The following is a 26,384-nucleotide window of genomic DNA, read 5'->3' as shown; positions in this document are numbered from 1 at the left end:
TTGAATGGGAGTCCAATCTATCCGTGTCCGCGCGGACGGTATTGTAGATTTCCGACCTGTGCCGGGCGGCGCTTTGCTATTCTGCGGGGATGACTCCCCTTTCTCTTCAGCCGCCCGGCCCGCCCGCCTGGCAACGCAGTCTGCTGGGCTTCGGCTATCGGCAACTGCCGCCTGCTCCGGCACTGGCACCCTATGTGCAGCACTACTGGGAGCTGTCGTTGCCGGCCGCCCATGGTTCGGAGCACCGGGAGTTGTTGCACCCGGACGGTGGCTCCTCCCTGCTGTTCCAGCTGCAAGGACGCTTGAGCGTCGATGCGCAGCCGGCGCGGCAAGGGGTTATCTTCAACCCGGCGGCCGCGCAGTCCGGCGCATTGGCGTTGGAGCCTGGCGTGCAGGTGTTTGCAGCGCGCTTTCGCCCGGGCATGGGCGCCGCGTTCTGGCGTGCTGCCGCCAGTGAGTTTGCTGGCGAGCTGATGGGGCTCGAATGCGCTCAATACCTGCGTTTCGACTTGGCGGCAGTGACTGAGCAACTGCTGGCGGCGGGGGACATGTCCGAGCGCGTGCGCCTGCTGGAGGTGGCGCTGGGCAAGGCGTTGGCAACCGGTGGCGGGGTTGCCGATGCCCTGCCGAGGGCGCTGGAGCTGCTGCGCGTAAGCCGGGGGATGCAGCCGCTGCCCGAGGTGTTGGCCCAGAGCGGGCTGGGCCAGCGTCAACTGGAGCGGCTTTGCAAGCGCTATCTCGGGCTGACCGCCAAACAGTACAGTCGCCTGCACCGGGTCGCTTACAGTCGTGAGCTGTTGAAGCAGTGTGAACCCGATCCGCTGGTCGAGATCGCGTATCTGGCGGGCTATGCCGATCAGGCGCACTTCAGTCATGATTTCAAAGCGGTAGTCGGTGTGCCCCCTGGCCAGTACCTGCGCCGTGCGCAGGCCCGCTATCACGATGCAGAGAGGGGCGATGCCAAGACTGTTTATCGGGCTTGAACTGCCTGCTGCGCAAGCTCGGGCTTTGCTGGCACTTGCTGAGCCGGGTCCGGGTCTGCGCTGGCAATCTGCGGCGCAGTTGCACCTGACCGTGCGCTTTATCGGCGAGTTGGGTGAGGAGCAGGCCGAGCACCTGGCCGCGGCGCTATCGGCGCTGCAGGCACCCGCGTTCGAGCTGCAGATAGGTGGCGTGGGGTATTTTGGCTCCCCGCAAAGACCCCGCATTCTGTGGGCCGGCGTTGTGGCACCGGCGCCGTTGCAGGCACTGCGTGAGCAGGTTGACCCGCTGATTCTGCCCTGGTGCGCGGTGGATCCACAGCCGTTTGTCCCCCATGTCACGCTCGCCCGCTGTGGCTCGGAGTGCGCCTCGTTGCAGCCGTTTCTGTTGGCCCAGCGCGGCCTGCGACTGGCGCCCTGGCTGGTTTCAGCGGTGTGCCTGTTTACCAGCGAGGCGGGGCCGGGCGGCTCCCGTTACTCGGTGCTGGCGCGTTATCCGTTGGAGATTTGATGAATCCGTTGATTCGCCGATTTGACCCGTCTGAAGAGTATTACTTTGAAGAGGGCTGCTATATCCACGAGTTATCCAATGACATGGACGACCCGCTGATGTCGGTTGCCCGGGCGCGCCTGCCGCTGGGTGGCCAGACGCGCTGGCATCGGCTGCACAAGGTCGTCGAGCGCTACCTGATTGAGGCGGGCGAGGGGCTGGTGGAGCTGGCTCGGCAGGCGCCGCAACGGGTCGCGGCGGGGGACGTGGTCGTGATCCCGGCCGGATGCGCGCAGCGTATTCGATGTATCGGGACGGAGCCGCTGGTGTTTCTGGCGATCTGCACGCCGCGCTTTGAGCCCGACTGCTACGAGGATCTGGAAACCTGATCAACCGAGGCAATCTCGGCAGCGGTCAGCGCGCGGTATTGCCCCGGTGCTAAAGCCGGGTCAAGCTGAATTGCGCCCATGCTTTCGCGGTGCAGTGACACCACCTGATTGCCGACGGCGTGGAACATGCGCTTGATCTGGTGATAGCGGCCTTCGTAGATGGTCAGCCGGCACGTGCATTCACCCAGTTGCAGCAGCTGCGCGGGTGAGGTGGTCAGCTGCTCGGTGGTCATATATATCCCGGCGGCAAAACGTTCGGCTGTCTCACTGCTGATCGGCCGCAGGGTGGTTACCTGGTAGGTCTTGGGTAGCTTGATCTTCGGCTCGGTCAGGCGCCGCGACCAGCTGCCGTCGTTGGTCAGCATCAGCAAACCGCTGGAGCCGCGGTCCAGGCGGCCGCCGATGTGCAGCTGCTCACGCAATTCGGGCGCAAACAGCTCAAGCACCGTGCGGTGCTGCAGATCCCTGGTCGCACTCAGAAAGCCGACAGGCTTGTGCAGCATGTAGAACAGCGCGGGTCGATCTTGCAGCAGTGCCCCGTCCAGACGGATGGCGACGAACTGATCGACGTCAAAGCGCGGATCGCAAACGCGCTCCCCGGCAACGGTTACCCGGCCGCTGGCGACCAGCAGGCGCGCTGTCTGCCGACTGTGGGGCGTGTGGTTGGCAATGAAGCGGTCGAGTTTCATGGCCGCGGAGTATACCGCGTCTGCGGTCAGTCCTTGTCGTGCGGGCGCTCCCATTCCGGTGGTCGCCACAGATGCTGCAATCTCTGGCCGAGGGGCCCCGGTTGGCGCATGTCGCGGGCAATGTCGCGATATTCGTGCAGCCAGTTCAGCAGCAGGCTATTGCTGTAGACCGGGCGGGTGATGCCATAGTCGATCGGTTGATCGGCGCGCTCGCTGGTAAAGGTGCCGAACAGTCGATCAAAGACAATAAAAACGCCGCCGTAGTTGGTGTCGATGTAGCCCGGGTTGCGGGCGTGGTGAACCCGGTGGTGGTTTGGCGTATTGAACAGGTACTCGATCGCCGGGTGCAGCTTGCCGACCAGTGTGGTGTGGATGAAAAACTGATAGACCAGTGACAGGGCGTAGCACACGCCAATCCATACCGGGTTGAAGCCCAGCAGCGACAGCGGCACATAGAACAGCCAGCCGCCGTTGAAGATGTTGGTGGCGTTCTGGCGCATGGCGGTCGAGAAGTTCATGCGCTCACTGGAGTGGTGGGTCACATGGGCGGCCCAGAACCAGCGCACCCGATGCGAGCTGCGATGCATCCAGTAGAAACACAGATCGGTCAGCACCCAGAGCGCCAGCGCGCTCGTCAGTGTCAGCGGGATGTCGAACAGCCGGTGTTGATAGGCCAGCGCATGCAGCGGAAACGCGATCAGCCCGGCAAACAGCAGCTCGGTGGTCTGATAGCCCGCGCCCAGCATGAAGTTGCGCAGCGACTCGCGGGTATCTACCAGGCGGTGGTCATGGCGGATCTTCAGATACTCCCAGATGAATACGCCGATAAACACGGGTGTCGCCAGCACGAAGATCAGCTGGCGCTCATCCAGCGCCAACCAGGCGGGCAGGCTGTCAGTCAATGTGTGCAATCCGCTGTCGGCAATCACGCGAGAGAACAGGTTGCTCAGGCTGTCCATGGTCTGCTCCGTTGTTGTTATGACGGCTATCCTGCCCCAGCTCTGGGGCTTGCCTATTGACAGTAGATGCCGCATTTTTGACCAAATACGCCAATTAGTGAGGATGCGATGGCTACTCCTGTACGGGTGACCGGTGCCTGGACCCAGTTGCTGAGTGACTGGCTGGACCAGCGTCAGCTGGTTGCGCCGGACTTGCGTTTGCGGCTGGACAGTCGCCGCCCGGATGAACCCGTGCCCATGCTGCTCTGGCAGCAAATGCTGGCCGAAGCCTTACAGCTGGTCCCGCAGGAGGTCGCCCCCGCGCTGCAGATCGGCGCCTGCGCGCAGCCACGACACGCCGGCCTGCTCGGGTATCTCAGCCTGGCGAGCGCGACGCTCGCCGAGGCGCTGCAGGCCTATCAGCGCTACGAGCAACTGCTCTACGGTGAGCAACTGGTCAGCGTGACGCTGGAGGATTCGCTGCTGGTCATGCGCTGGCCGGGGACGGCCTCCACCGGTCCGTTGGCCGATACGGTGGCGATTGCTGCGCTTTGGAGCATGTTGCAGCGCTTGCTGCCGCAGGCCCGCTTGCAGCAGGTGTGTTTTGCCTTTGCGGCGAACGCTGCGCAGCAGCAGGCTGCCGCCGCGCACTTCGGTTGTGCGGTCGCCTTCGCGCAGCGCTGCACCGCTGTGATGTTGCCGGCGGCGCTGCTGGCGTTGCCGTTGGCACACACCGATCTGGCCATGCGCGCCCTGCTGGAACAGCAGGCCAAGGCGCTGTTGCTGGCGTTGCCAGCGGCTGATGCGCTGGATCGCGCCCTGCAGCAGGCACTGGTGCGACGTCTGCCGGAGGGCGAGGTCAACCTGGTGCAGCTGGCCGCTGACCTGCACCTGTCGGTACGCAGCGTGCAACGACGCTTGCAGCGACGTGGACTAAGCTGGCGGCAGCTACTCGAGCGCACCCGCCAGCAGCTGGCGCAGACGTATCTGGCCGATAGCGGCCTGCAGCTGGGTGAAATTGCCCTGTTACTCGGTTATAGCGAGCAGAGCGCCTTCAATCGCGCCTGGCGACGCTGGTCTGGAACGACGCCACTGCAATGGCGGCGCCTGCATGGGAAGGCGCCCGCTTTGGGTATAGAGTAGGGGCGATCAGGTCATGCCTTGACTGATAGGGCTGTCGCGACGGGGAGGGAGTGAATGAATCGGGAGTTGCTGCGTGCATGTCGTGGCCTGTTGCTGACCCTGGCGGTGTTACTGCTGCTGGGCGCGGCGGCGATTGAGGTCGCCGTACGCGAGCTGGCGCGGATTGAGCGACAGGGCATAGAGCACGCGCTGGTGACCCGCGCTGCCGACGTGCGCAGCAGCCTGGAAACGCGGCTCAACCAGAGCATTTATCTGAGTCGAGGGCTGGTTTCCTATCTGCAGAGCCAGCATGGGCTGGACGACCCTCGGCGCATACGCTTGTGGATGGCCAGCATGCTGACGGGTACCAGCGATGTGCGCAACATCGGTGTGGCGCCGGACAACCGCATTGAGCTTATCTACCCGCTGCAGGGCAACGAGGCCGCGCTCGGCTTTGACTACACCAGCTCGCCACCGCAGTGGGCTGCGGTCGAGCGCATGATGGCGTCGGCACAGCCGGTGCTGGATGGTCCGTTGACGCTGCTGCAGGGTGGAAATGGCCTGATCTATCGTGAGCCCGTCTATATCAACCGGCGTTACTGGGGGCTGGTCAGTACCGTCATGGATGCAGACCGGCTGCTGGGCATGCTGGATAGCGAGCAACGCTGGCAGGATTTGCGTATCCGGCTGCTGCGCGTCCAGGCAGGGGGCGAGCCTCGGGTTATCTGGGGGACACCGCCGGTGCCTGAGCGACCCGCAGCGGTGCTGGACATTGAGTTGCCTGGCGTGGTCTGGCAGCTGCAGGTGCAATACCGCACGCCTCAGGCCGGCAGTGGTGCGCCTCGCGGCGTGCTCTACGGGGCGCTGCTGGTGGTGCTGTTGTTGATCGGTTACACCCGGAGTAACGCCATTCGCCAGCAGCGCGACCGCGACGCCGCGCGGGCCGAGAACGAGCGCCTGAAGAGCGAGTTTGTCTCGACGATCAGCCATGAGCTGCGCACACCGCTGACCAGCATTTTGGGGACCCTAGGCCTGCTGCGCGGGGGCGCCCTTGGGCCGCTGCCCGATCGCGGACAGCATCTGGTGGAGGTGGCGATGCGTAACGCTGAACACCTGCTCCGACTGATCAATGACCTGCTGGATATCGACAAGCTGGTCGCCGGTCAGATGCAGCTCAATGTGCAGCCGGAGAACCTCGACACGCTGCTGCATGCCGCCATGCAGGAAAACCAGGGCTACGCAGAGCAGCGTCAGGTGCGCTGGCGCTACCTCAACCCGCACCCGCAGGCACGCATCATGGCTGACCCGACCCGCTTCAAGCAGGTCATGGACAATCTGCTGTCCAACGCCGTCAAATTCTCTCCGCAGGGTGGTGACGTCGGTATCAGCGTGGTGGCCGACGAGCAGCAGGATCTCTGGTGTATCAGCGTCACCGATCAGGGCGAGGGTATCCCGCCTGCCTTTTACGATCGGGTCTTCGACCGTTTCACCCAGGCCGACGGCTCCAGCCGGCGGCGCAGCGGTGGTACCGGCCTGGGTCTGGCAATCACGCGGGGGTTGGTTGAGCAGATGGGCGGGCAGATTGGCTTTGTTTCCTCTGATCAGGGCACACGCTTTTTCGTCAACATGCCGCGTTTGGCAGAGTAGGAGCGGACAGGTGAAAGACAGACTATTGGCCAAACCCGAGGCGGAACTTGATTACCCCTTCGGTCCCGATGCCGCCGTGTTCAAGGTGCAGGGCAAGATGTTTGCCTTGCTGTATCAGCGCGGCGGCAGTGATTGCGTCAATCTCAAATGCGATCCACATGAGGCTGTTGGCTTGCGCGACCTGTTTGCCGCAGTAACGCCCGGCTATCACATGAACAAGCGACACTGGAATAGCGTACGGCTTGACGGTTCGGTGCCTGACGGCGAGTTGCAGAGGATGATCGACCAGTCTTACACCTTGGTAGTGAGGGGCCTGCCGGCCGCTATTCGGCGCGGCCTTGAGGCGCGCCATGGGCGTGCCCTGCTGTACGCCGAGCGATGAGTCGCTGCGCGCGCCCCGCAGTCAATGCGCCAGGGTGTTGCCAGCCAGCTTTACCTGGCTGCAGAGCCGCGTTTGCGTGGCGCGGGGTACCGCGCGTGTGGATCGAGGCGAGTCTGGCGGCATTGCTTTTTTTCAGGCCCAGGGGTTTCGTCTGATCGCCCCGTCAGATGGTGCAGCGTGATGGTGTCAGCCTGCTACGCTGTGACATGGACAAGGTGCTCATTGGCTGAGCGCTGGCGAACTGGCGCAGGGGAGGGCGTGGCATGCAAAGGGAACAGGCAAAGCAGGAATTGGCCGGCTGGTTATTGAAAGAGCTTGATGAACAGGCGCGGCGTGAGCGCATCGCCTTCTGGTTTTTTTGTGGATTCAGTGAGGCCGATCCCCAGCTCGCCGCGTTGCCGGCCGAGCTGCGCATGGCGGTGATGCGCGGTGTGGAGCCGGAGGACACCGCTGACCCGCGCCTGGACCCGCTGGTAACGGTTAGCCTGGTCGAAGACCTGTACGGGGTCACCAACGCCTACCTGGTGCAGGCGCTGAACCAGCGTGGTGTCGCGCTGGAGGAAATAGAAGGCAACCCCGAGCCGATGTTTGCCTGCCCGTGCTGCGGTTATTTCAGCCTGAGCAGCAGTGCCAGCTACGAGATCTGCTCGGTATGTTTCTGGGAAGACGACGGCGTGCGTGACGCCGACACGGTTAGCGGGCCCAACCAGCTGACCCTGGCGGCTGCGCGGCGGCATTTCGTGGAATTTGGCGCCTGCGACCTGACCTCCGTCGACCGGGTGGACAGGCAGGCGCGCGAGCGTTACCGTGCTCCTGAGGTCTCTGGAGACTGATTTCTGCCCGCAACACCGCCTGACGAAGGTAAGTCATGAACGCATCTGCACCCTGTCTGTCCGTCGTGTGCCACGTCCCTGCGTCGAGCCCCGTCGCGTGAGCGAAAGCCCGCTGCGTCGTTTGCTGCGCTCGCCGCGCCGAGTCTATCTGCTGGAGGCGGTGGTGTGCTTTGGTCCTCTGGTCGTGCTGCTTGGCTTGGGGTTGGTGCAGTTGCCCCTGGTCTTTGCCGCCGGTGAACCGCAGGCCTTCGCCTGGCTGTTTACCGGGCTGCTGGTCGGTGGCTTTTGTGGCCTCTGGGCGCTGACCAAGTTGCTGCTGATACTGACCCGGCCGCAGCGCCAGGGGGTGTCACCCAAAGCCGTTGTGCTGATGCTGCTGATCGGGCTGGGGTGTTTGCTCGGGTTCTTCTGGCGCTGGCAGCTGACCCCGTCGGCCGCGTTCATGCTGGTTTTTCTGCCGCTGGTGGGCAGTGCGCATTTTCTCTTTCTGGCGCGGCGCTATCTGACCGGTCGCCCGCCGGCTTGACAGACGGCCGCCGCTTCCGGTCGACTGCTGTCTCTCCTACCCTTTGCGAGGAGTATACCCATGAGCCAGCTCCGTCCCCCTTGTCTGCTGTCGATTAACGCCGCTCAGGCGCAAAACCTGGAGGTGGGGGTGCGCACTGCGCGTACCGGTCATTTCAAGCAGCCTCTGGATGGCCCGGTGATGGTTGAGCAGGCTGGTGTGCCAGGTGACTTTATTGGTGACCTGAAGCATCACGGGGGCCCGGACCAGGCCATCTATCTTTACAGTCAGCAGGACATCGACTGGTGGAGTGCGCAGCTGCAGCGTCCGTTGGCCGCCGGCTTCTTTGGCGAAAACCTGACTCTGTCACACTGGTGGCCTGCCTTGCGCATTGGTGATCGGCTACGCATAGGCGAACTGCTGCTGGAAATTACTGCGCCGCGTATTCCCTGCTCCACGCTGGCCGCGCGGGTAGGTGACAGCCGCTTTGCCAAGGCCTTTGTACGGGCCGAGCGTTGTGGCGCCTACGCCCGTGTACTGACCTCGGGCGAGGTCAGGGCGGGCGATGAGGTCACCGTACTGGCCGGTGACGCGGTCTTTCCGACCATCAACGAGGTGTTCCGGTACTATCACAGCAAGGGGGCGAACCCGACCTTTCTGCGCCAGCTGCTGGCCTCGCCCCTCGCCGAGAAGATGCGCGCCGAGATGCAGGCCAAGCTGAGTAAGGCCGAGCAGCAGACCTCACCCTTGCCCGGTTTCTGAGTCCTCTGCCGGCGTCCAGCCCGGGTCTGGCGCAAAGCGCGGGCCCTGGCTTTGGCTGAGGCCCTGCAGGCGGGTAATCAGCGCCGCATGTCCGCAGCTGCGCGCGTAGCGCAGTGGGCCGCCGCGAAACGCCGGGAAGTGGCCAGACAGCGTCATGGCGGCGTCGAGCATTTCATCGTCGGCCACGATGCCCTGGCGACAGGCACGCACCGCGCTGTTGAGCAAGGCCAGCAGCATGCGGTCGCCTTCTTCGGCGGGCAGGCGTGGCTGCTTGCGTCCCGGTAGCGCCCAGCGCCCCGCCTGACTCGGGCGGATACGCTCACGACCCTGTTCCACCCAATTGCGCAGCAACGCTGGCGGCTCTATCGGTGGCGTGTCTCGTTCGCTATGCAGTTGCTCGAACAGCTGCAGGCTGTCGGCCAACCCCCAGTCATCGAGTAACGCCAACGGGCCCTTGTCGAAGCCAAAGTCCAGTGCCGCCTGGTCGATGGCGCTGGCCTCGTGGCCTTCTTCGAGCAGCAGCAGGGCTTCGAGCAGCATGGGCGCCAGCACCCGGCGCAGCAGCAGACCGGGTTGGCTGCTTACCGCAACCGGCAGGCAGCCCAGCTGGCCGAGTAATTGCCGTGCGTGCTGTTGGCTGATGGTGCGCCCGGTGCTATGGCTGGCCAGCTCTGCCAGCGCGCCGCGTTGTGCCGGCCCGGCAAAGCGCACACCCAGCAGGCGACCGGCGTCGCCGAGTGCGCTGCGTAACGGCTCCAGCGCATCGTGCAGGCTGAGCAGCAGGGCCTGTGGTCGCATCTGCGGCTCCAGCCGGGCCAGCGTGGCACGACGCGCCTGCAGATCACCGGTCTGGGCGTCGATCAGCACGTCAGCGAGGGCGGCGCCATGGTGCTGTGGGTCAAAAACAAGTCGGTCCAGGTTGGCCTGCAGGTCCTCTGTACCGGCCAGTTGGCGAATGCACTGCGTCATCGCCTGCTGGTCGCCGATGCTTACTCGCAGGCCGCGTTGCGCCGCGAGTGCCGCCAGCTCCACCCCCACCTGACTGGCGCCCAGCAGATGCAGATGGTTGGCGCGGCGACGAGGGTCGGGGGCGCCTTGGGCCTTCAGTCGCTGGCGCAGGAAGAACAGGTGAATCAGGTTGCCGCTGGTGCCGCTCGCCAGCAGGCGGGCGAAGGAATATATCTCGCGGTGCAGCATCAGGTCCGGTTTGCCGCCGTGTCTGCGCCAGAGGTCGATCAGCGCGCTGGGGGCGGGGTAATGCGCCGGGTCCACCAGCGCGTCGGCGCGGCGCTGCAGGCCAAGAGCGGCCAGTCGGCGCACCCAGTCGAGGCGGTAGGGGCGGGCGCGCAGATTGCGGCGCTGCAGGGTAAGGCGACCATTGACGGCGTCATCGATCAGCGCCGGCAAAGCGTGCTCGGGGGCTACCTTGTCGACCAGTCCGGCCTGTGTCGCCGCCTCGGCCTTCAGCGGCTTGCCGCTGAGCATCATGCGCATCGCCAGCAGTGGGTCGATCAGATCGGGCAGGCGTGCGGTGGCACCAAGGCCGGGGTGCAGGCCAACCAGTACTTCCGGCAGGCCCAGCCGGGCGTCCGGGGTGGCCAGGCGCATGTCGCAACACAAGGCCAGCTCCAGACCTCCGCCGAGGGTCTCGCCATGCAGCACGGCCAACGTCGGGCAGGGCAGGTCGACCAGCTGCTGGGCCAGCAGATGCGCGTCGACCAGCTGGCGGACGGCGTCCGCTTCGTTGTCGACAGCAGCAAAGTCATGCAGGTCGGCGCCCAGACAGAAGCTGGCCGCCTTGGCCGAGCGCAAGACCAGTGCGCGGGGCATTTCGCGGCGCAGGCTGGCGAGCACATCACCCAGCTCCTGCAGGGCGGCGCGGCCCAGCAGATTGGCCGATTGTCCTTGCTGGTCAAACAGCAGCCAGGCGACATCGCTGTCGTCGCGGCGCAGACGCCAGTGCTGCCATGGCCCTTCGTTCGGCTGCTCGAGGTCTTGCTGGCAAAAGGGGCCGTTGCAGCGCTCGCGCTGCATCAGGTCGTCAAGCGCGTCCATCATGCCGGCGTCTCCTCTGCGCGGGTCAACAGCCAGGCCTGGGCCTGATCTGCAGCTTGTTGCTCACACACCAGCGCCCGGCCAAGGGCGTGACGATGCAAGGTGTCGGCCTGTTGCAGTAGCTGGCGGCAGCCGCCACTGACCGGCAGGGCGCCTAGCGCCAGACTGCCGCCCAGTGGGTTGAGGCTGGTCGGGTCCAGGCGGCCCATGGGGTGTTCCAGCGCCAGCTGCCGCTCGCAAAAGCGCGCATCCTGCCAGGCGGCCAGGTTGGCGAGCAGTGCCAGGGCTGGTGCGTCGGGTAATTCCCAGAGATCGATATCGTTCAGGCCAAGCTGCTCGGCTTGTAGCAGTCGGGTGCTGGCCAGTAGCGGAGCCAGGCTGGGATAGTCTGACGGCGCGCGCGCCAGTGCCTGCCTGCTGAGCCGGGCCAGTGGGTGTCGTTTTAGCTGTGCGCAACCGCTGGCAGATGCCAGCAGCAGGGCGCAGGCGCCACTGTCGGGGGTATGCTGGTCGGTGTCGTATGCCTCGCCGTGGCGATCAAACAGGGTAATGCGGTAGGGGCTGAACAGGCCGCTCTGCTCTGCCTCGCTGCTGCGCTGGCGGCAGGCTTGCTCGTAGGCCTCGGCGTCCTCCTCGTCCACCTCGAACAGCGCCGCCAGGCGCTTGGCTGATTCGCTCATGGCGGTCGAGTCAGGCTGGGTAGCTGCGTCGCTGGCGATCACCAGCAGCAGATCGGCGTCGCCGCTGCGGATCTGCTGGCTGGCGCGGGTGATCGCATCCAGCCCCTGCGAACACTGCTGCAGCGGGGTGAGTGAACCGAGCTGCAGACGCTGGCGTACCTGGTCTGCTGCCTGGCTGGCGCCAGTGGCCAGCACCACGCCGTCCAGTGCGCCGGCAGCCAAGCCGCTGCGCAGCAGCAGGGCATGGGCGCTTTGCACTGCCAGGTCCAGTGCGCTGAAGCCGGCGCGCGCTCGGCTGGCGTTGTTCAGGCCGGGCGTACGGGTGCCCTCCAGCAGGTAGGTGCCGGTCGGCAGAGTGACGGATGGGCTGTTCTGGCTGTCCATGCAGGGCTCGCAAGATTGAAGTGACACGGGTAAGCACCTGCGACAGGTGCTGCGCAGGCTATGACCGGTTTGCGGGCGGTCAGTTCAACAGTGTAGGGGGCAGCGCGGGGGCTTGCGAGCAAGCAAGGCAATGGCGCCGGGCGGCGCCATTGCAGGTGGGGAGGTCAGTCGCGAGCCAGCGCCAGAGCGACGCCCTGGCCGCCGCCGATGCACAGGGTCGCCAGACCCTTCTTGGCATCACGACGCAGCATTTCGTGCAGCAAGGTGACCAGTACGCGGCAGCCGGAAGCGCCAATCGGGTGGCCAAGGGCAATGGCGCCGCCGTTGACGTTGACCTTGTCGGCGTCCCACTGCAGCTCCTTGCCGACCGCCAGTGCTTGCGCGGCAAAGGCCTCGTTGGCTTCGATCAGGTCCAGGTCGGCGACCTGCCAGCCGGCTTTGGCCAGACAGCGTTGGGTGGCGGAGACCGGGCCAATACCCATGATCGCCGGGTCAACGCCGGCATTGGCGTAGGAGGCGACGCGGGCCAGCACCGGCAGGCCCAGTTCGGCGGCCTTGCTGGCGCTCATCATCAGCACGGCAGCGGCGCCATCGTTCAGGCTGGAGGCGTTGCCGGCGGTGACGCTGCCGTCTTTCTTGAACGCGGGCTTGAGGCTTCCCAGGCTCTCGGCGGTGGTGCCTGCACGGGGCTGCTCATCCTGGGTGATCAGCAGGGCGTCGCCCTTGCGCTGGGGAATGCTGACCGGGGTGATTTCCTGATCGAATACGCCAGTCTCGCGTGCGGTCACTGCTTTCTGCTGGGAGGCCGCGGCAAAGGCGTCCTGTTCCTCGCGGGTGATGCCGTACTTGTCGACCAGGTTTTCGGCGGTAATGCCCATGTGATAGTTGTTGAAGGCATCCCACAGGCCGTCCTGAATCATGGTGTCGATCATCTGGCCGTGGCCCATGCGCTGGCCGGTGCGGGAAGTGGGGATGATGTGGGGCGACAGGCTCATCGATTCCTGACCACCGGCAATCATGATCTCGGCGTCGCCGCAGCGGATCGCCTGGGCAGCAAGGTGCAACGCCTTGAGGCCGGAGCCGCAGACCTTGTTCAGTGTCAGTGCAGGGACGCTGTGCGGCAGGCCAGCATGGATGGCAGCCTGACGGGCTGGGTTCTGGCCGCAGCCAGCGGTGAGTACCTGGCCGAAGATGACCTCGTCAACCGACGCCGGGTCAATTTCGGTCTCGTCCAGCAAGCGGCGGATAACGGTCGCACCCAATTCGTGGGCGGGCACTTTGGCAAACTGGCCCCCGAAACTGCCGATGGCGGTACGGGTGGCGGCAACAATCACGACCTCTTGCATGAACAGACTCCTCTACACAGGCACTATTTTTCGAGTGCACAAGCATAGAGGGGTGGTCTGGTCAGAACAAGCTGTCTCGACACTGGTACAGCCGGGCGGCTGCACCAGTGCCTGATCTCAGGCGTGAGCGATGCGGTTGCTGATCAAATCCTGCACAACACTGGGGTCGGCCAGGGTCGAGGTATCGCCCAGGCTATCCAGCTCATTGCAGGCAATCTTGCGCAGGATGCGGCGCATGATCTTGCCCGAGCGGGTTTTTGGCAGGCCCGGCGCCCATTGCATGAACTCGGGACGGGCAAAGGCGCCGACCTGATCGGCAACAAAGGCCTTCAGCTCCTTGACCAGCTCCTCGCTCGGCTCGACACCGTTCATCGGGGTGACGTAGACATAGATGCACTGGCCCTTGATGTCGTGCGGGCAGCCCACCACGGCGGCTTCGGCAACGGCGTCGTGCAGTACCAGCGCGCTCTCCACCTCGGCGGTGCCGATGCGGTGGCCGGAGACGTTGAGTACGTCGTCGACGCGACCGGTGATCCAGTAGAAGCCGTCCTCGTCACGGCGTGCGCCGTCACCGGTGAAATACACGTCCTTGTAGGTGCTGAAATAGGTGTCGACCAGGCGCTGGTGGTCGCCGTACACGGTGCGGATCTGACTGGGCCAGGAGCGCTTGATGACCAGGTTGCCACTGGTCGGCCCCTGCAGTTCGTTGCCTTCGGGGTCGTACAGCGCTGGCTCCACACCAAAGAACGGACGGGTGGCCGAGCCGGGCTTGAGGGTGGTGCTGCCCGGCAGCGGGGTGATCATGGCGGCGCCGGTTTCGGTTTGCCACCAGGTGTCGACGATCGGGCAGCGTTGTTCGCCGACCACGTGGTAGTACCACTCCCAGGCTTCCGGGTTGATCGGCTCGCCAACAGTGCCGAGCAGGCGCAGGCTGGCGCGTGAGGAGGATTTGACCGGCTCGTCACCCTTGGCCATCAGTGCGCGCAGGGCGGTAGGGGCGGTGTAGAAGATGTTGACCTGGTGCTTGTCGATAACCTGCCAGCAGCGCGAGGCGTCCGGATAGGTCGGCACGCCCTCGAACAGCAGCGTGGTGGCGCGATTGCACAGCGGGCCGTAGACGATATAGGAGTGGCCGGTGATCCAGCCCACGTCGGCGGTACACCAGTAGACTTCGCCGGGCACGTAGTCGAATACGTAGTAGTGGGTCATCGCGGCCATAAGCAGGTAGCCGCCGGTGGTGTGCAGCACACCCTTGGGTTTGCCGGTGGAGCCGGACGTGTAGAGGATGAACAGCGGGTCTTCGCTGTCCATCGGCTCGGGCGCGCAGTCGGCACTGACGTTGGCGGTGGCCTCGTCGTACCAGACGTCACGGCCTTCGGTCCAGGCGACATCGGCACCGGTGCGCTTGACGGTAATCACGGTGTGGACGTTGGGGCATTCCTGCAGCGCTTTCTCGACGTTGACCTTCAGCGGTACGCGCTTGCCGCCGCGTACGCTTTCATCGGCGGTGATCACGGCCTGGCAGTCGGCATCCAGAATGCGGTCACGCACGGCATCCGGCGAGAAGCCACCGAACACCACCGAGTGAACCGCGCCGATGCGCGCGCACGCCAGCATGGCGTAGGCTGCCTCGGGAATCATCGGCATGTACAGACACACCCGGTCGCCCTTCTTGACGCCGCGTGCCTTGAGCACGTTGGCCAGGCGGCATACCTTGTCGTGCAGCTGCTTGTAGCTGATGCGCTGGGCATCGCTTGGGTCGTCGCCTTCCCAGATGATGGCGATCTCATCGCCGTGCTCGGCCAGGTGACGGTCGATACAGTTGACACTGACGTTGAGCTTGCCGTCGATGAACCAGGCGGCCTGGCCCTTGCTCAGATCACTCTCGTGAACTTTGCTCCAGCGCTTGTCCCAGGTCAGAAAGCGTTCGGCCTGCTCGGCCCAGAACTGATCGGGCTGTTCAAGTGACTGCTTGTACATGCGCTGGTAGCCGGCGTCATCCAGGTGCGTATGCGCGCGGGCAGCGTCCGATACCTTGTGGTTTTCAATCTTGTACATGGGAATTCCCCTCTTGTTATTGAATCAGGCAGTCTCTTGTCAGCCGGCCCTGCGGGGGTATCCGGTACTGCAGTAGAGAATCTGGAGCGACGAAACCGCGTGGGGTTGGTCGGTCAGTTTAGGCTAATTAGCGTCGGCCATCAGAGGGGGGCAAGACAACCCTTCTTTGGTATGAGAGGGTAGCGTCTTATTGGTGGGCGGGTAGACTGCACTCGGCGTCGTGATTTCTCGACAACGCCAGACATGCCTTTGAAATCACGCGGTAATTGCGGCCCAGCCGAATGCGGCCCAGCCCGAACGCCAGAAGGCGTGCGGAATGAATCGGTGCTTGCCACGCTCGCGCAGCAGAGAGGGGCAGCCGCTCAGGTGCGGCTGAATTCCAGATTGTCGATCAGGCGGGTGGTGCCCAGATACGCTGCTGCCAGCACCACCAGATCGGTGCTGTCATCGCTCGCCGGCGCGAGGTTCTCGGCGTTACGCAGATCCAGATAGTCGGGTCGCAAGCCGGCTTCGCTGAGGCGCAGGCTGGCTTCGTTGATGATCTGGGCGTAGTCCGTGCGACCGCTCTGCACGGCGCTGGCGATCTGTTGCAGGGTTTGCTGCAGCACCGGTGCAATGGCCCGCTGCTCAGCACTCAGGTAGCCGTTGCGCGAGGACAGCGCCAGGCCGTCTTCGGCGCGCACGGTGGGGTGGCCCATGATCTGTACCGGCAGGCTCAGGTCCTGGGCCATCTTGCGGATCACTGCCAGCTGCTGGTAGTCCTTCTGGCCGAAGACGGCGACGTCTGGCCCGACTATGTTGAGCAGCTTGCTGACCACGGTGGCCACACCTTCAAAATGCCCCGGGCGGCTGGCCCCACACAGGCCCTCGGAGACCACGGGCACGCTGATGCGTGTGTGGCCGTCCATGCCATCGGGGTACATTTCGTTGGCGTTGGGGGCGAATACCAGGTGAGCACCTACCTCCAGCAGTTTTTTCTGGTCTTCTGCCAGAGTGCGCGGGTAGCTGTCCAGATCTTCGCCCGGGCCGAATTGCATCGGGTTGACGAAGATGCTCACCACCACGTAATCGGTGCGTTGCAGGGCCTTTTCTACCAGGGCAACGTGACCGGCGTGCAGGTTGCCCATGGTGGGCACCAGACCAATGCGCTTGCCTTCCTGGCGGGCACGACCAACCGCAGCGCGCACTTGCGCGATGGTATGCAGGGTGTTCATGGGTTCAGAACTCGTGTTCGGCTGCTGGGAATTCGACGTTCTTGACCGCCGCGACGTAGGCGCGAATTGCCGCCGGGATGTCTGGCTGGCCGGACATGAAGTTTTTCACGAAGCGCGGCACACGTCCACTCAGAGACAGGCCCAGCATGTCGTGGACCACCAGCACCTGACCGTCGGTACCACTGCCGGCGCCAATGCCGATGACCGGCACCTTGACCGCCTGGGTGATGGCGTTGGCCAGCGCCGGGGGCACGCACTCAAGCAGCAGCATGGCCGCGCCGGCGGCTTCCAGCGCCTTGGCGTCTTCGATCATCGCGCGGGCCTGAGCCTCGTCGCGGCCTTGTACCTTGAAGCCGCCCAGCACGTTCACGGTTTGCGGCGTCAGCCCCATGTGGGCACAGACCGGGATGCCGTTGCGGCTCAGCACCTCAATGCTGTCAGCCAGCCAGCGACCGCCTTCCAGCTTGACCATGTGCGCGCCGGCCTGCATCAGCGTGGTGCTGTTGCTCAGTGCCTGTTCCAGGGTGGCATAGGCCATGAACGGCAGATCGGCCATGATCAGCGCGCCCTTGTTGCCGCGTTTGACCGCCGCGGTGTGGTACGCCATGTCATCGACGCTGACGGGCAAGGTGCTGTCGTGACCCTGCAGAACCATACCCAGGGAGTCGCCGATCAGCATCACCTCGACACCGGCTTCGCTTTCAACATGGGCGAAGGTCGCGTCGTAGGCCGTCAGACAAACGATCTTTTCGCCGCTTTGCTTGAGCTTGTTCAGTGTGGTCAGAGTAACGTCAGGCATGGCTGTTTCCAGTGTGTGGCCTTTGCTGTGCGCAACTGCAGGGCAGCGGCGCCGTTGAGTCCGGACTCCCGCGCAGGGTCACTGCTGCGAGAGTATAGCCTTGGTAAGGCGGCTGTCCGTCAGAGCCGGGGTAGAGCCCTGCCGGAATCGGCATCCTACGTGTCAGTCATGGGGTGTCAAGTCTGATCGCGCATCAGGCTGTTGTATAAAAAAGGGCAATGTCTGCAGATCACCACGCGGGCAGTTCTGCAGCAGGGTGTCGAGGTGTGTGCCGTCGGGCATCTGCAGTGCGGGCGCTATCTCGGCCAGCGGGTACAGCACGAAGGCGCGGGCATGCATGTGGTAGTGCGGTACCTGCAGCCGTGCGGTGCGGATCACCTCGTCGCCGTACAGCAGGATGTCCAGATCCAGCGTACGCGGCCCCCAGCGTTCGGCTTTGCGCACGCGGCCGTGTTCCTGCTCGATTGCTTGCAGGTGGTCCAGCAGCGCCTCTGCGGCCAGTTCTGTCTGCAGGCAGATCACGGCATTGACGTAGGAAGGCTGGTCCTGCGGCCCCATGGGGGCGCTGCGATAGAGCGACGAGCAGGCCAGCAGGCGGCTGCCCGGCAGGGCGGCCATGGCCTGGCAGGCGGCGCGCACCTGTGCAAGGGAGTCGCCCTGGTTGCTGCCCAGCGCGATATAGACCTGAGGCATCAGTCGGTCGACTGTGGCTTGCGAGGTTTGCGGCGCGAGCGTGAACGGCCGCGCTTGGCGCCGCTCTTGGGCGCGTCACCCAGCTCGCGGATCATCTGGCGGCGCTGATCTGCGCTGGCATCCTGGTAGAGCGTCCACCATTGGCCGAGGCCGTCGGTCTGCTCGCCGGCTTCTTCACGCAGCAACAGAAAGTCGTACGCCGCGCGAAAGCGTGGGTGCTCCAGCAACTGGTCGGCGCGGCGTCCACTGCGTCGCTCCAGGCGCGGTTGCATGTCCCAGATTTCGCGCATGGGAATACTGAAGCGCTTGGGGATGGCGGTGTGCAGGCACTGCTCGGCGAGCAGCTCGTGCGCCGCTTGCTGGTAGGCCGGAATCGGTGGAATGCCTTGCTCTTCCAGAGCGGCGACGCGTGCGGGCAGGGCTGGCCAGAGGAACGCCGCAAACAGGAAGGCGGGGGTCACCGGCTTGTCCTGGGCGATGCGCGCGTCGGTGTTGTCCAGTGCCTTGCGTACCAGGCGCAAGGTGTATTCCGGGTTCTCCAGAATCGCCTCATCGGTGTCCGGGAACAGCGGTGCGATCAGGTCGTACTGATAGAGCAGGTCAAAGGTGGCCTTGCCCTGGCCGCTCATCAGCAGCTTGAGGGACTCGTCGAACAGGCGGGCTGCGGGAATGTCGTGCAGCAGCGGCGCCAGCGTCTCGATCGGGGCGGCGGTGTGCGGTTCGATCTCGAAGTCCAGTTTGGCGGCGAAGCGGATGGCCCGCAGCATGCGTACCGGATCTTCCTGGTAACGCTGTTCGGGGTGACCGATAAGGCGGATCAGACGGTTACGAATGTCGTGTATGCCGTGGGCAAAGTCATGGATCTGCCCGGTAGTGACGTCGAAGTAGAGGGCATTGATGGTGAAGTCGCGGCGTTGGGCATCCTGCTCGAAGGTGCCGTAGACATTGTCACGCAGCAGCCGGCCGGACTCACTCTGGCGGGACTGCTCCTCCGAAGCCTGTGCTTCGTGGTTGGCGCGGAAGGTCGCCACCTCAATGATCTCGCGACCAAAGTGCACGTGGACCAGCTTGAACCGGCGGCCGATCAGGCGCGCATTGCGGAAGGTGGCGCGCACCTGCTCTGGCGTGGCGCTGGTGGCGACGTCGAAATCCTTGGGTGTGATGTCCAGCAGCAGGTCACGTACACAGCCGCCAACCAGAAAGGCATCAAAGCCCGCCTGTTGCAGTTTTTCCACTACGCTCACCGCGTGTCGACTCAGGCGCTCTCGCCGCACCTGGTGCTGGCTGGCGGGAATGACGGACGGGGTGGTGCGTCGGCGCTGGGGTAGGCCGAAGGGAGAGGGCATTTTCTGCAACAGCTTTCGAATCATAGATGGCAGTGTTTCCGGCGGCCGTGCGGAGATGCGGCAGGGTTGTCAGCATGCATCGTTACGGCAGCGCAAGGTGAGTGGGCAGGGTTGGCGGTATGCCTCGCCTGGCACGCAGGTGGCGACAGGCCACGGTTGCCGAGCATTCTAGCTTGATTTGTGAGCAAAGGTAAGGAAAGGGGGGATGTTGCAGGAGAAGGAAAGCTCAAGGGGAGTAGGACACTCCCCCTAATGGTTTTTTATTATTGTTGTTATGAGAGCTATTCTTTTTTTGTTCAAAGCGGCAAATGCCGCTTTTCGACTGACCCATCTCGGGTTGTCAAAACCAAACGGATTGCTTTGGAAGCGTAGGTTCAGCTCGGCCTGCGTATGGCTTTGAATGGCGGGTTGCTTGGGCAACTTTTATTCTTCTTCATCCAACTGAGCATCCTGCTCACGATCTGACTGCTATTCTCCAAAAAAATCAGTTTGCTGCGTCTCTCACGTCTTGTTTTTATTGTGTGTGGAGTCGAATGTTATTTTTGTTATGTGTTTTGGTTTTTATTGTTGTTGTGCCAGATATAAAGCATTCCGCGTGCCAACTTTTTAAATTCCTTTAAAATCAGTAGCTTGGCTTTTTTGCTTATTTTCTTACCCCTGTGTTACCCCAAGGTGTTACCTCCAATTGGACTAAAGTGTTACCGCGGGGTGGGGGTGCGGTAACAGTTTTGCGGGAACTTTCCCGGTAACAGGTAACACATGACGGCGTCGGAGGCGGTACAGCGGTCGAGCAGAGGCGGCGATTCCCGCCTGAGCCTCTGCTGCGAGGGGAAGGATCAGGTGCTGGCGGTTTTCTTGCGCGGGATGCCCAGGCGCTGACGGCGCTCCCACAAGCACTTGCGGCTGATGCCAAGCTTGTGGGCGAGCTGGGTCTCGGTCATGTGGTCCTGATGCTCAAGCACGAAGTGCTGGAAGTAGTCCTCCAGCGACAAGTCCTCTGCAGGCTCCTGGCCGGCGGTCACCTCATGCTGCATGGTCTGCAACGCGTTGGCGGCCTCTGACGCGCGTTCAATCTCTGCATCCAGCTCGATACCCAGCAGGTCGGCGGTGATTTCTTCGTGGTCACAGAGAATGGCTGAGCGCTCGATGGCGTTTTCCAGTTCACGCACGTTGCCGGGCCAGCTGTAGGCCAGGATGGCCTGCTCGGCGTCCTTGCTGAAGTGCAGGCCTTCCATGTTCATGTTGTCGGCGGCGCGTTGCAGCAGGGCCTCGGCGATCAGCATCACGTCGCGGCCGCGTTCGCGCAGCGGCGGCAGGCGCAGCTCAATCACGTTCAAGCGGTAGTAAAGGTCCTCGCGGAACAGGCCCTGACGCGCCATGGTCTTGAGGTCGCGGTGGGTGGCTGCGACCAGGCGCACATCGACCTTCTGCGATTGCACCGAGCCGACCCGGCGGATCTCCCCCTCCTGCAGTACGCGCAGCAGGCGGGCCTGCGCTTCGAGCGGCAGTTCGCCAATCTCGTCGAGGAACAGGGTACCGCCGTCGGCGGCTTCAACCAGCCCTGTGCGGTTGCTGGTGGCGCCGGTAAAGGAGCCCTTTTCGTGACCGAACAGCTCGGACTCGATCAGGGTTTCCGGAATAGCTGCGCAGTTGACCGAGATCAGCGGTGCCTTGGCGCGCTGGGATTGCTCGTGCATGGCCCGGGCGACCAGCTCCTTGCCGGTGCCGGATTCGCCTTGAATCAGCACCGTGGAGTCGGTGGGGGCGACCTTGCGAATGCGTTTGAACAGCGTGAGCATGGTGTCGCAGCCGCCGATGATGCCCATCTGCTTGCGAATCTCTTCGTCCGGGACTGGCTGCGGCGTCTGCTTGCCTGCGGGTTGTTCGGGCGCGGCCGCTTGCTGCTTGCGTGCGCTGCCGCTGGCAATGATGCGTTGCACGGTTTCGACCATCTCGTCATGGTCGAAGGGCTTGGCAATATAGTCGACAGCGCCGAGCTTCATCGAGTCGACGGCCGAGCGCAGGCTGGCGTAGCTGGTCATGATCAGCACCGGCGTGTTGGCGGCGCGGCGAATCAGTTCGGTGCCGGGCTCGCCTGGCAGGCGCAGGTCGCTGATGATGAGGTCAAAGTTGTCGAGGTTGTGGCGTTCGCAGGCCTCGCTGACCGATCCGGCTTCCGCTACCTGGTAGTGGTGGCGCTCCAGCAGCCGCTTGAGTGCCGTGCGGATGATGGCTTCGTCTTCAACAACCAGAATATCTGACATAGTTACCTCGTGCGTGACGGCGCCTTGATACAGCTCAGGCAGGGGCGCCGTTAGCGCTCATACTGTAGCGCGGCAATGTAATGGTGAAGCGGGTGCCGCGCTGGTTTGTCTGGTCGACCGGGCTGTCGATGGTAATCTGCCCATAATGCTCTTCGATGATGGAGTAGACCAGTGCCAATCCGAGCCCGGTCCCTGTCCCTGGTTCCTTGGTGGTGAAGAAGGGCTCGAACAGGCGATCCTTGATGTCCTTGTCGATGCCGCTGCCCTGATCTTCCACTTGCAGCAGCACCTGATGCTCGTTTTCCTGACTGGCGATGGTGATGCTGTCGCCGCTCTGGCTCGCGTCCCGCGCGTTGCCGAGCAGGTTGATCAGCACTTGTACCAAGCGTTGCGCGTCGCCGGCTACCACGTGCTCAGGTCGGCAAAGGTTAACATACTTGACCTCCGGCCCCTTGCGGTTGAGCGACAGCAGGTGGATGGCCTCGTTGGTGCAGGCGGCCAGGTCGACCGGCTCGTTGGGGTTGTGATGGCGGCTGCCAACGTGGGCGAAGTTGACCAGCGACTGCACGATACGCGAGACCCGGCGGGTCTGTTCCAGAATCTGTTCGCTGGCTTCGCGCGCTTCCGGTTGCTCGGATTCCTCCCGCAGGTTCTGCGCCAGGCAGGCAATGCCGGTAATCGGGTTGCCGATTTCATGGGCCACACCGGCGGCCAAGCGACCGATTGAGGCCAGCCGCTCGGAGTGCATCAGCTCTTCTTCCAGCATCTGCGTGTCGGTTTGATCTTCGATCAGCAGCACCAGGCCGCTGCCGCCGACGTAGCCCGGCTCGTCGATGGCTGCCTTGTGCAGGCTGAGCCATTGGGTATGGCCGTTGATGCTGAGCTTCTGTTTGTGCAGGTGGGCCGACTGGTCCTCGACAAAGCGCTCGAGCAGCTCGCGCCAGGGTTCGGGCAGGCTGTGCAGGCGTGAGCCCACCACCGTGTCCGCCTGGATGCCGGTCAGTACCTGCATGGCGCGGTTCCACATGAGAATCTCGCTGTCCTGACCCAGTGAGCAGACGCCCATCGGCAAGTCCTGCAGGGTCTGGCGGTGATAGCGGCGCAGAGCGTCCAGCTCGGCGGCCAGACCGGTCAGGCGGCTGTGATAATCCTCCAGCCGGTTCTCGATAAAGTGAATGTCCTCGGTCATGTAGCCGTCGCGTCCCATCTTGAACGGCAGAAAGGTCTCGATGATGTCCTGTGCGACCGAGGGGCCCATCAGACCGGACAGGTTGGCCTCCAGACGGTCGCGCAGACGGCGCAGGGCGTAGGGGCGGCGCTCGTCAAAGGGGAGTTTGAGATCGCGCAGGGCCTGTTCGACTTCGTACTGTGCGGTCTTGTTACCCAGCGGCTTGGCCAGTTGCTGGGCAAACTCCTGCGGCGAGGACGCCATCAGCTGCATGCGCTGCGGACGGCTGACGTTGTCCACCGAGCAGGCTTCGGCGGCGCTTTGCTCTTCGCTGGAGCGCTGGGTGAACAGCGAGACCACCGCCAGCACCAGCACGTTGGCAGCCAGTGAACTGATGGCGGCCAGATGCCAGGTGTCGGCGTTGAAGGCCAGGGTCAGGCCGAACAGCTGCAGGCCCGGCAGTTCGGTCACCAGCGGCAGCAGCAGGGTAATACTCCAGACCAGCATGCCGGCCATCACCCCGCCGATAAAGCCGCGGCGATTGGCCTGCGGCCAGTAGAGCACCGACAGGGTGCCAGGCAAAAACTGCACCGTGGCAACGAAGGAGGCGATGCCCAGGTTGGCCAGATCCTGTTCGGCGCCGAGCAGGCGGTAAAAGCCGTAGCCTGCCATGATGATGGCGGCAATCAGGGTGCGTCTGGTCCACAGCAGCCAACGATAGATATTGTTGTCGGCGCTGGGCTGGTACAGCGGCAGTACCACGTGGTTGAGTACCATGCCCGAGAGCGCCAGCGTGGTGACAATGATCAGGCCGCTGGCCGCCGACAGGCCGCCAACAAAGGCCAGCAAGGACAGCCATTCCGACCCGGCCGCCACCCCCAGACCAAGGGAGAAATACTCCGGATTAGTGCGCACACCCAGGTGCAGGCCGGCCCAGAGAATCGGCGGTACAGCCAGGCTCATCAGCAGCAGGAACAGCGGCAGTCCCCAGCTGGCGGTACCCAGGGCGCGGGGGTTGAGGTTTTCGGTAAAAGCCATGTGATACATGTGTGGCATCACAAAGGCGGCGGAAAAGAACACCAGCAGCAGGGTTCGCCAGGGACCTTCCTGCAGCGGCGTGTGCAGCGTGATCAGGGCCTCCTGATTGCTGTTCAGCCACAGCTGCAGGCCCTGCGGTCCGTCAAAGACCACGTACAACGCATACAGGCCGATGGCGGCAATGGCGACCAGTTTGACCACCGACTCGAAGGCAATCGCCATGACCAGGCCTTCGTGCTTTTCCCGCGCCGAGATGTGCCGCGCGCCGAACAGGATGGCAAACAGAATGATCAAGACGCAGAAGCCCAGCGCGACGGTGCCTTGTCCGGGCTCGGCGGTCAGAATCTGCACCGAGTCGGCCACCGCCTGTATCTGCAATGCGAGCAGCGGCAGTACGCCGATCAGCATGAACAGGGTGGTCAGGGTGCCGGCCCAGGTGCTGCGAAAACGAAAGGCAAACAGATCGGCCAGCGACGACAGCTGATAGGTGCGGGTAATGCGCAGGATGGGGTTGAGCAGTACCGGAGCCAGCAAAAAGGCACCGCACACGCCGAGGTAGTAGGTGAGAAAACCGTAGCCATACTGGTACGCCAGCCCCACGGTGCCGTAAAACGCCCAGGCGCTGGCGTACACCCCGAGTGACAGCGTGTAGATCGCCGGGTGGCGCAGCAGGCCGCGGGGAATATGGCCGTTCTCGGTGGCCCAGGCCACGCCGAACAGCAGGATCAGGTAAACGATACTGATCAGCAGCAGCTGACTCAGGTCAAAGCTCATCGGCATCTTTCGGGCTCTGCAGCAGCATGCCGGCGATGATCAGAATCAACCACAGCACGTAGGGGCGGTACCAGGCACCCTGGGGTTCTATCCACCAGTCCATGATGGCCGGGGAGAACAGGTAGATGCCGATGACCAGCAGCAATACCAGGCGATAGATATACATGGGTGTCCGTAATCCGGGGAGCGCGCCGACAGGGTGGTGTCGCTCGGTCGGGGCGTCAGGTTCAGGACACCGATGGTAGCCAGCCAGGCAGTGCTTGCCAAGCGACGCGCCGGTTTATTGCGCCGGCAGCATGGCGGGCGCCGGCGTCAGTCGCACAGGCTGTGTTCCATGATGTGCGCGGTTGCTGGCAGCCGGTCCGGTTGCCAGTGGGCGATGGCCCAGGCTAACTGTTGCGCCACTGGCGCGCCGCACAGATCGGTGGGGATTGGCTGGGCCAACGCGCGCAGGGCGCGCCACAGGGTGTGCGGCGCCTGGTCAGCCCGCAGCGGCGCCGAGCCCAGGCGCTTGCTCAGCTTCTCGCCGTCCTCGCGCATGATCAGCGGCACATGCAGGTAGCGTGGTGCCGGTTGCCCGAGCAGCCGGTACAGCCATATCTGACGGGGCGTTGAGTCGAGCAGGTCGGCTCCGCGCACCACATCGGTGATGGCCTGATCGATGTCGTCCAGCACCACTGCCAGCTGATAGGCGTAAACGCCGTCGCGCCGGCGGATGATGAAGTCGCCCAGCTCGCGGGCGAGATTCTGAGTCAAGGGTGGCTGCAGGCGGTCGTGACAGGTGATGGGCTGATCGTCGACGCGCACGCGCACGGCGTGGTCCGCGCTGGCGCGGAGATGCCGCCGGGAGCAGGTGCCTGGGTACACGGGGCCTTGCTCGAGCAGTGCGCGCCGTGGGCAGTCGCAGTAGTAGGCCAGCCCCTGCTCCAGCCAGCGCTCGGTCTGTGCACGGTACAGCTCCAGGCGTTCGCTCTGGCGTACCGGAGTGCCGTCGTACTCCAGTCCGAAGTCTTCCAGTGCCTGCAATATCTGGCGTTCGGCGTCGGGTTGGCTGCGGGTTTGATCCAGGTCTTCGATACGCAGCAACCATTGGCCATCGGCGTGGCGCGCATCCAGGTAGCTGGCCAGTGCGGCTACCAGCGAGCCGAAATGCAGCAGGCCGCTGGGGGTGGGGGCAAAGCGCCCGATATAGGAGGTGGTCATGCGGGGAGGGTAGCAGCAAGCCCGCCAGGCGGGCTTGCTGAACAACAGGGCGGCTTAGCTGCCGACCTGTTTTTCCTTGATTTCAGCCAGGGTCTTGCAGTCGATGCACAGGGTGGCCGTGGGACGTGCTTCCAGACGACGGATGCCGATCTCGACGCCACAGGAGTCGCAGAAGCCGTAGTCGTCGTCTTCGATGCGCTGCAGGGTCTGGTCAATTTTCTTGATCAGCTTGCGCTCGCGGTCACGGGTACGCAGTTCCAGGCTGAACTCTTCTTCCTGGCTGGCGCGGTCGGCCGGGTCGGGGAAGTTGGCCGCTTCGTCCTGCATGTGATGCACGGTGCGGTCGACTTCTTCCATCAACTCCTTTTTCCAGGTGTTGAGAATGTTGGTGAAGTGCTCGAGCTGCTGCTCGTTCATGTACTCCTCGCCCTTCTTTTCCTGGTAAGGGACGAAGCCGCGGATCAACATGGATGTTTTCTGCTTGGCATTGCTGGGCATGAGGACCCCTCACTTTTCTCTCAATCTTCCTGTTTCAGGTCCGGCGCACGCACATTGGCGGGGGCCGACCAAAATCCTGCAAGCGGGCAAAGCTACCAGAACCTTAAGGCCCGCGCTACTGTTTGAC

At 63.8% G+C, this 26,384-nt stretch carries 24 protein-coding genes; 9 read left to right on the top strand and 15 right to left on the bottom strand.

Features of this window, described 5'->3' with window-relative positions; all coding sequences use genetic code 11:
* The first annotated feature begins 89 nt into the window (after positions 1-89).
* The 3 genes from ASB58_RS16650 to ASB58_RS16640 are packed head-to-tail and all read left to right on the top strand — an operon-like array spanning position 90 to position 1,859.
* Positions 90-983, top strand: coding sequence for an AraC family transcriptional regulator (locus tag ASB58_RS16650; protein ID WP_118131697.1), 894 nt, complete (start codon positions 90-92; stop codon positions 981-983).
* On the top strand, positions 958-1,491 hold the full coding sequence (gene thpR / locus ASB58_RS16645) for an RNA 2',3'-cyclic phosphodiesterase (RefSeq protein WP_181977961.1): 534 nt from the start codon (positions 958-960) through the stop codon (positions 1,489-1,491). Before ASB58_RS16650 ends, thpR begins: the two co-directional genes overlap by 26 nt.
* Complete coding sequence (locus ASB58_RS16640) at positions 1,491-1,859, top strand: cupin domain-containing protein (protein ID WP_096006094.1); 369 nt, start codon at positions 1,491-1,493, stop codon at positions 1,857-1,859. Before thpR ends, ASB58_RS16640 begins: the two co-directional genes overlap by 1 nt.
* On the opposite strand, the gene ASB58_RS16635 is transcribed toward ASB58_RS16640, so the two are convergent.
* A complete protein-coding gene (locus ASB58_RS16635) occupies positions 1,838-2,548 on the bottom strand; it encodes a pseudouridine synthase (protein ID WP_118131695.1) in 711 nt (236 codons plus the stop codon). The genes ASB58_RS16640 and ASB58_RS16635 overlap by 22 nt on opposite strands.
* Positions 2,549-2,574: 26 nt before the next feature.
* Complete coding sequence (locus tag ASB58_RS16630; protein WP_118131694.1) at positions 2,575-3,507, bottom strand: sterol desaturase family protein; 933 nt, start codon at positions 3,505-3,507, stop codon at positions 2,575-2,577.
* 108 nt (positions 3,508-3,615) lie between these two features.
* Here ASB58_RS16630 and ASB58_RS16625 point away from each other — a divergent pair, with 108 nt between their 5' ends.
* From ASB58_RS16625 to ASB58_RS16600, 6 genes are all read left to right on the top strand, one after another.
* Complete coding sequence (locus tag ASB58_RS16625; protein WP_118131693.1) at positions 3,616-4,629, top strand: AraC family transcriptional regulator; 1,014 nt, start codon at positions 3,616-3,618, stop codon at positions 4,627-4,629.
* Positions 4,630-4,683: 54 nt separating this feature from the next.
* A complete protein-coding gene (locus ASB58_RS16620) occupies positions 4,684-6,255 on the top strand; it encodes a sensor histidine kinase (RefSeq protein ID WP_118131692.1) in 1,572 nt (523 codons plus the stop codon).
* Positions 6,256-6,265: 10 nt separating this feature from the next.
* A complete protein-coding gene (locus ASB58_RS16615; RefSeq protein ID WP_118131691.1) occupies positions 6,266-6,637 on the top strand; it encodes an MmcQ/YjbR family DNA-binding protein in 372 nt (123 codons plus the stop codon).
* 263 nt (positions 6,638-6,900) lie between these two features.
* The gene (locus tag ASB58_RS20310) at positions 6,901-7,470 is read left to right on the top strand and encodes a CPCC family cysteine-rich protein (protein ID WP_235827324.1); all 570 of its coding nucleotides are present in this window, start codon (positions 6,901-6,903) and stop codon (positions 7,468-7,470) included.
* A gap of 97 nt (positions 7,471-7,567) precedes the next feature.
* Entirely contained in the window at positions 7,568-7,996 is a 429-nt protein-coding gene (locus tag ASB58_RS16605; protein ID WP_118131690.1) for a hypothetical protein, read from the top strand.
* Positions 7,997-8,056: 60 nt separating this feature from the next.
* Entirely contained in the window at positions 8,057-8,737 is a 681-nt protein-coding gene (locus ASB58_RS16600) for an MOSC domain-containing protein (RefSeq protein ID WP_118131689.1), read from the top strand.
* On the opposite strand, the gene ASB58_RS16595 is transcribed toward ASB58_RS16600, so the two are convergent.
* The 13 genes from ASB58_RS16595 to dksA all read right to left on the bottom strand — a co-directional run bounded on the left by ASB58_RS16595 (position 8,717) and on the right by dksA (position 26,257).
* Positions 8,717-10,795 carry an enoyl-CoA hydratase-related protein gene (locus ASB58_RS16595; protein ID WP_118131688.1) on the bottom strand — a complete coding sequence of 693 codons (2,079 nt, stop codon included), beginning with the start codon at positions 10,793-10,795 and terminating at the stop codon, positions 8,717-8,719. The two genes, ASB58_RS16600 and ASB58_RS16595, sit on opposite strands and share 21 nt — an antisense overlap.
* Positions 10,792-11,883: an acetyl-CoA C-acetyltransferase gene (locus ASB58_RS16590; RefSeq protein WP_147336852.1), complete on the bottom strand. Its 1,092-nt coding sequence runs from the start codon at positions 11,881-11,883 to the stop codon at positions 10,792-10,794. The genes ASB58_RS16595 and ASB58_RS16590 overlap by 4 nt, the downstream gene beginning before the upstream one ends.
* A gap of 137 nt (positions 11,884-12,020) precedes the next feature.
* Positions 12,021-13,202 carry an acetyl-CoA C-acetyltransferase gene (locus tag ASB58_RS16585; RefSeq protein WP_118131686.1) on the bottom strand — a complete coding sequence of 394 codons (1,182 nt, stop codon included), beginning with the start codon at positions 13,200-13,202 and terminating at the stop codon, positions 12,021-12,023.
* A 117-nt stretch (positions 13,203-13,319) separates the two neighbouring features.
* Entirely contained in the window at positions 13,320-15,260 is a 1,941-nt protein-coding gene (acs, locus tag ASB58_RS16580) for an acetate--CoA ligase (protein WP_118131685.1), read from the bottom strand.
* 362 nt (positions 15,261-15,622) lie between these two features.
* Positions 15,623-16,474, bottom strand: a complete 852-nt coding sequence (gene panC, locus ASB58_RS16575; protein WP_096006083.1) for a pantoate--beta-alanine ligase — start codon at positions 16,472-16,474, stop codon at positions 15,623-15,625.
* A 4-nt stretch (positions 16,475-16,478) separates the two neighbouring features.
* Complete coding sequence (panB, locus tag ASB58_RS16570; protein ID WP_096006082.1) at positions 16,479-17,273, bottom strand: 3-methyl-2-oxobutanoate hydroxymethyltransferase; 795 nt, start codon at positions 17,271-17,273, stop codon at positions 16,479-16,481.
* Positions 17,274-17,435: 162 nt separating this feature from the next.
* A complete protein-coding gene (gene folK / locus ASB58_RS16565) occupies positions 17,436-17,966 on the bottom strand; it encodes a 2-amino-4-hydroxy-6-hydroxymethyldihydropteridine diphosphokinase (protein ID WP_118131684.1) in 531 nt (176 codons plus the stop codon).
* Positions 17,966-19,336: a polynucleotide adenylyltransferase PcnB gene (locus ASB58_RS16560; RefSeq protein WP_096006080.1), complete on the bottom strand. Its 1,371-nt coding sequence runs from the start codon at positions 19,334-19,336 to the stop codon at positions 17,966-17,968. The genes folK and ASB58_RS16560 overlap by 1 nt, the downstream gene beginning before the upstream one ends.
* An 812-nt stretch (positions 19,337-20,148) precedes the next feature.
* Positions 20,149-21,576, bottom strand: coding sequence for a sigma-54-dependent transcriptional regulator (locus ASB58_RS16555; protein ID WP_118131683.1), 1,428 nt, complete (start codon positions 21,574-21,576; stop codon positions 20,149-20,151).
* 34 nt (positions 21,577-21,610) lie between these two features.
* The gene (locus tag ASB58_RS16550) at positions 21,611-24,562 is read right to left on the bottom strand and encodes a sensor histidine kinase (RefSeq protein WP_118131682.1); all 2,952 of its coding nucleotides are present in this window, start codon (positions 24,560-24,562) and stop codon (positions 21,611-21,613) included.
* Positions 24,546-24,722, bottom strand: a complete 177-nt coding sequence (locus ASB58_RS16545; RefSeq protein ID WP_090475058.1) for a hypothetical protein — start codon at positions 24,720-24,722, stop codon at positions 24,546-24,548. The genes ASB58_RS16550 and ASB58_RS16545 overlap by 17 nt, the downstream gene beginning before the upstream one ends.
* Positions 24,723-24,868: 146 nt before the next feature.
* Positions 24,869-25,759, bottom strand: coding sequence for a tRNA glutamyl-Q(34) synthetase GluQRS (gene gluQRS / locus ASB58_RS16540; RefSeq protein WP_118131681.1), 891 nt, complete (start codon positions 25,757-25,759; stop codon positions 24,869-24,871).
* Between the two features lie 54 nt (positions 25,760-25,813).
* Entirely contained in the window at positions 25,814-26,257 is a 444-nt protein-coding gene (dksA, locus tag ASB58_RS16535; RefSeq protein WP_083726794.1) for an RNA polymerase-binding protein DksA, read from the bottom strand.
* Positions 26,258-26,384: the final 127 nt, after the last annotated feature.

Origin of the sequence: Pseudomonas abyssi (assembly GCF_003444685.1) — a bacterium.
GTDB lineage: Bacteria > Pseudomonadota > Gammaproteobacteria > Pseudomonadales > Pseudomonadaceae > Halopseudomonas > Halopseudomonas abyssi.
Note: the sequence above shows the minus strand (reverse complement) of the source record. Positions and strands in the feature narration are given on the sequence as shown.

Coding starts and splice junctions, on each gene's coding strand:
- ASB58_RS16650 (WP_118131697.1), top strand. CDS start 90: ATGACTCCCCTTTCTCTTCAGCCGCCCGGCCCGCCCGCCTGGCAACGC.
- thpR (WP_181977961.1), top strand. CDS start 958: ATGCCAAGACTGTTTATCGGGCTTGAACTGCCTGCTGCGCAAGCTCGG.
- ASB58_RS16640 (WP_096006094.1), top strand. CDS start 1,491: ATGAATCCGTTGATTCGCCGATTTGACCCGTCTGAAGAGTATTACTTT.
- ASB58_RS16635 (WP_118131695.1), bottom strand. CDS start 2,548: ATGAAACTCGACCGCTTCATTGCCAACCACACGCCCCACAGTCGGCAG.
- ASB58_RS16630 (WP_118131694.1), bottom strand. CDS start 3,507: ATGGACAGCCTGAGCAACCTGTTCTCTCGCGTGATTGCCGACAGCGGA.
- ASB58_RS16625 (WP_118131693.1), top strand. CDS start 3,616: ATGGCTACTCCTGTACGGGTGACCGGTGCCTGGACCCAGTTGCTGAGT.
- ASB58_RS16620 (WP_118131692.1), top strand. CDS start 4,684: ATGAATCGGGAGTTGCTGCGTGCATGTCGTGGCCTGTTGCTGACCCTG.
- ASB58_RS20310 (WP_235827324.1), top strand. CDS start 6,901: ATGCAAAGGGAACAGGCAAAGCAGGAATTGGCCGGCTGGTTATTGAAA.
- ASB58_RS16600 (WP_118131689.1), top strand. CDS start 8,057: ATGAGCCAGCTCCGTCCCCCTTGTCTGCTGTCGATTAACGCCGCTCAG.
- ASB58_RS16595 (WP_118131688.1), bottom strand. CDS start 10,795: ATGATGGACGCGCTTGACGACCTGATGCAGCGCGAGCGCTGCAACGGC.
- ASB58_RS16585 (WP_118131686.1), bottom strand. CDS start 13,202: ATGCAAGAGGTCGTGATTGTTGCCGCCACCCGTACCGCCATCGGCAGT.
- acs (WP_118131685.1), bottom strand. CDS start 15,260: ATGTACAAGATTGAAAACCACAAGGTATCGGACGCTGCCCGCGCGCAT.
- panC (WP_096006083.1), bottom strand. CDS start 16,474: ATGAACACCCTGCATACCATCGCGCAAGTGCGCGCTGCGGTTGGTCGT.
- panB (WP_096006082.1), bottom strand. CDS start 17,273: ATGCCTGACGTTACTCTGACCACACTGAACAAGCTCAAGCAAAGCGGC.
- folK (WP_118131684.1), bottom strand. CDS start 17,966: ATGCCTCAGGTCTATATCGCGCTGGGCAGCAACCAGGGCGACTCCCTT.
- ASB58_RS16560 (WP_096006080.1), bottom strand. CDS start 19,336: ATGATTCGAAAGCTGTTGCAGAAAATGCCCTCTCCCTTCGGCCTACCC.
- ASB58_RS16555 (WP_118131683.1), bottom strand. CDS start 21,576: ATGTCAGATATTCTGGTTGTTGAAGACGAAGCCATCATCCGCACGGCA.
- ASB58_RS16550 (WP_118131682.1), bottom strand. CDS start 24,562: ATGCCGATGAGCTTTGACCTGAGTCAGCTGCTGCTGATCAGTATCGTT.
- ASB58_RS16545 (WP_090475058.1), bottom strand. CDS start 24,722: ATGTATATCTATCGCCTGGTATTGCTGCTGGTCATCGGCATCTACCTG.
- gluQRS (WP_118131681.1), bottom strand. CDS start 25,759: ATGACCACCTCCTATATCGGGCGCTTTGCCCCCACCCCCAGCGGCCTG.
- dksA (WP_083726794.1), bottom strand. CDS start 26,257: ATGCCCAGCAATGCCAAGCAGAAAACATCCATGTTGATCCGCGGCTTC.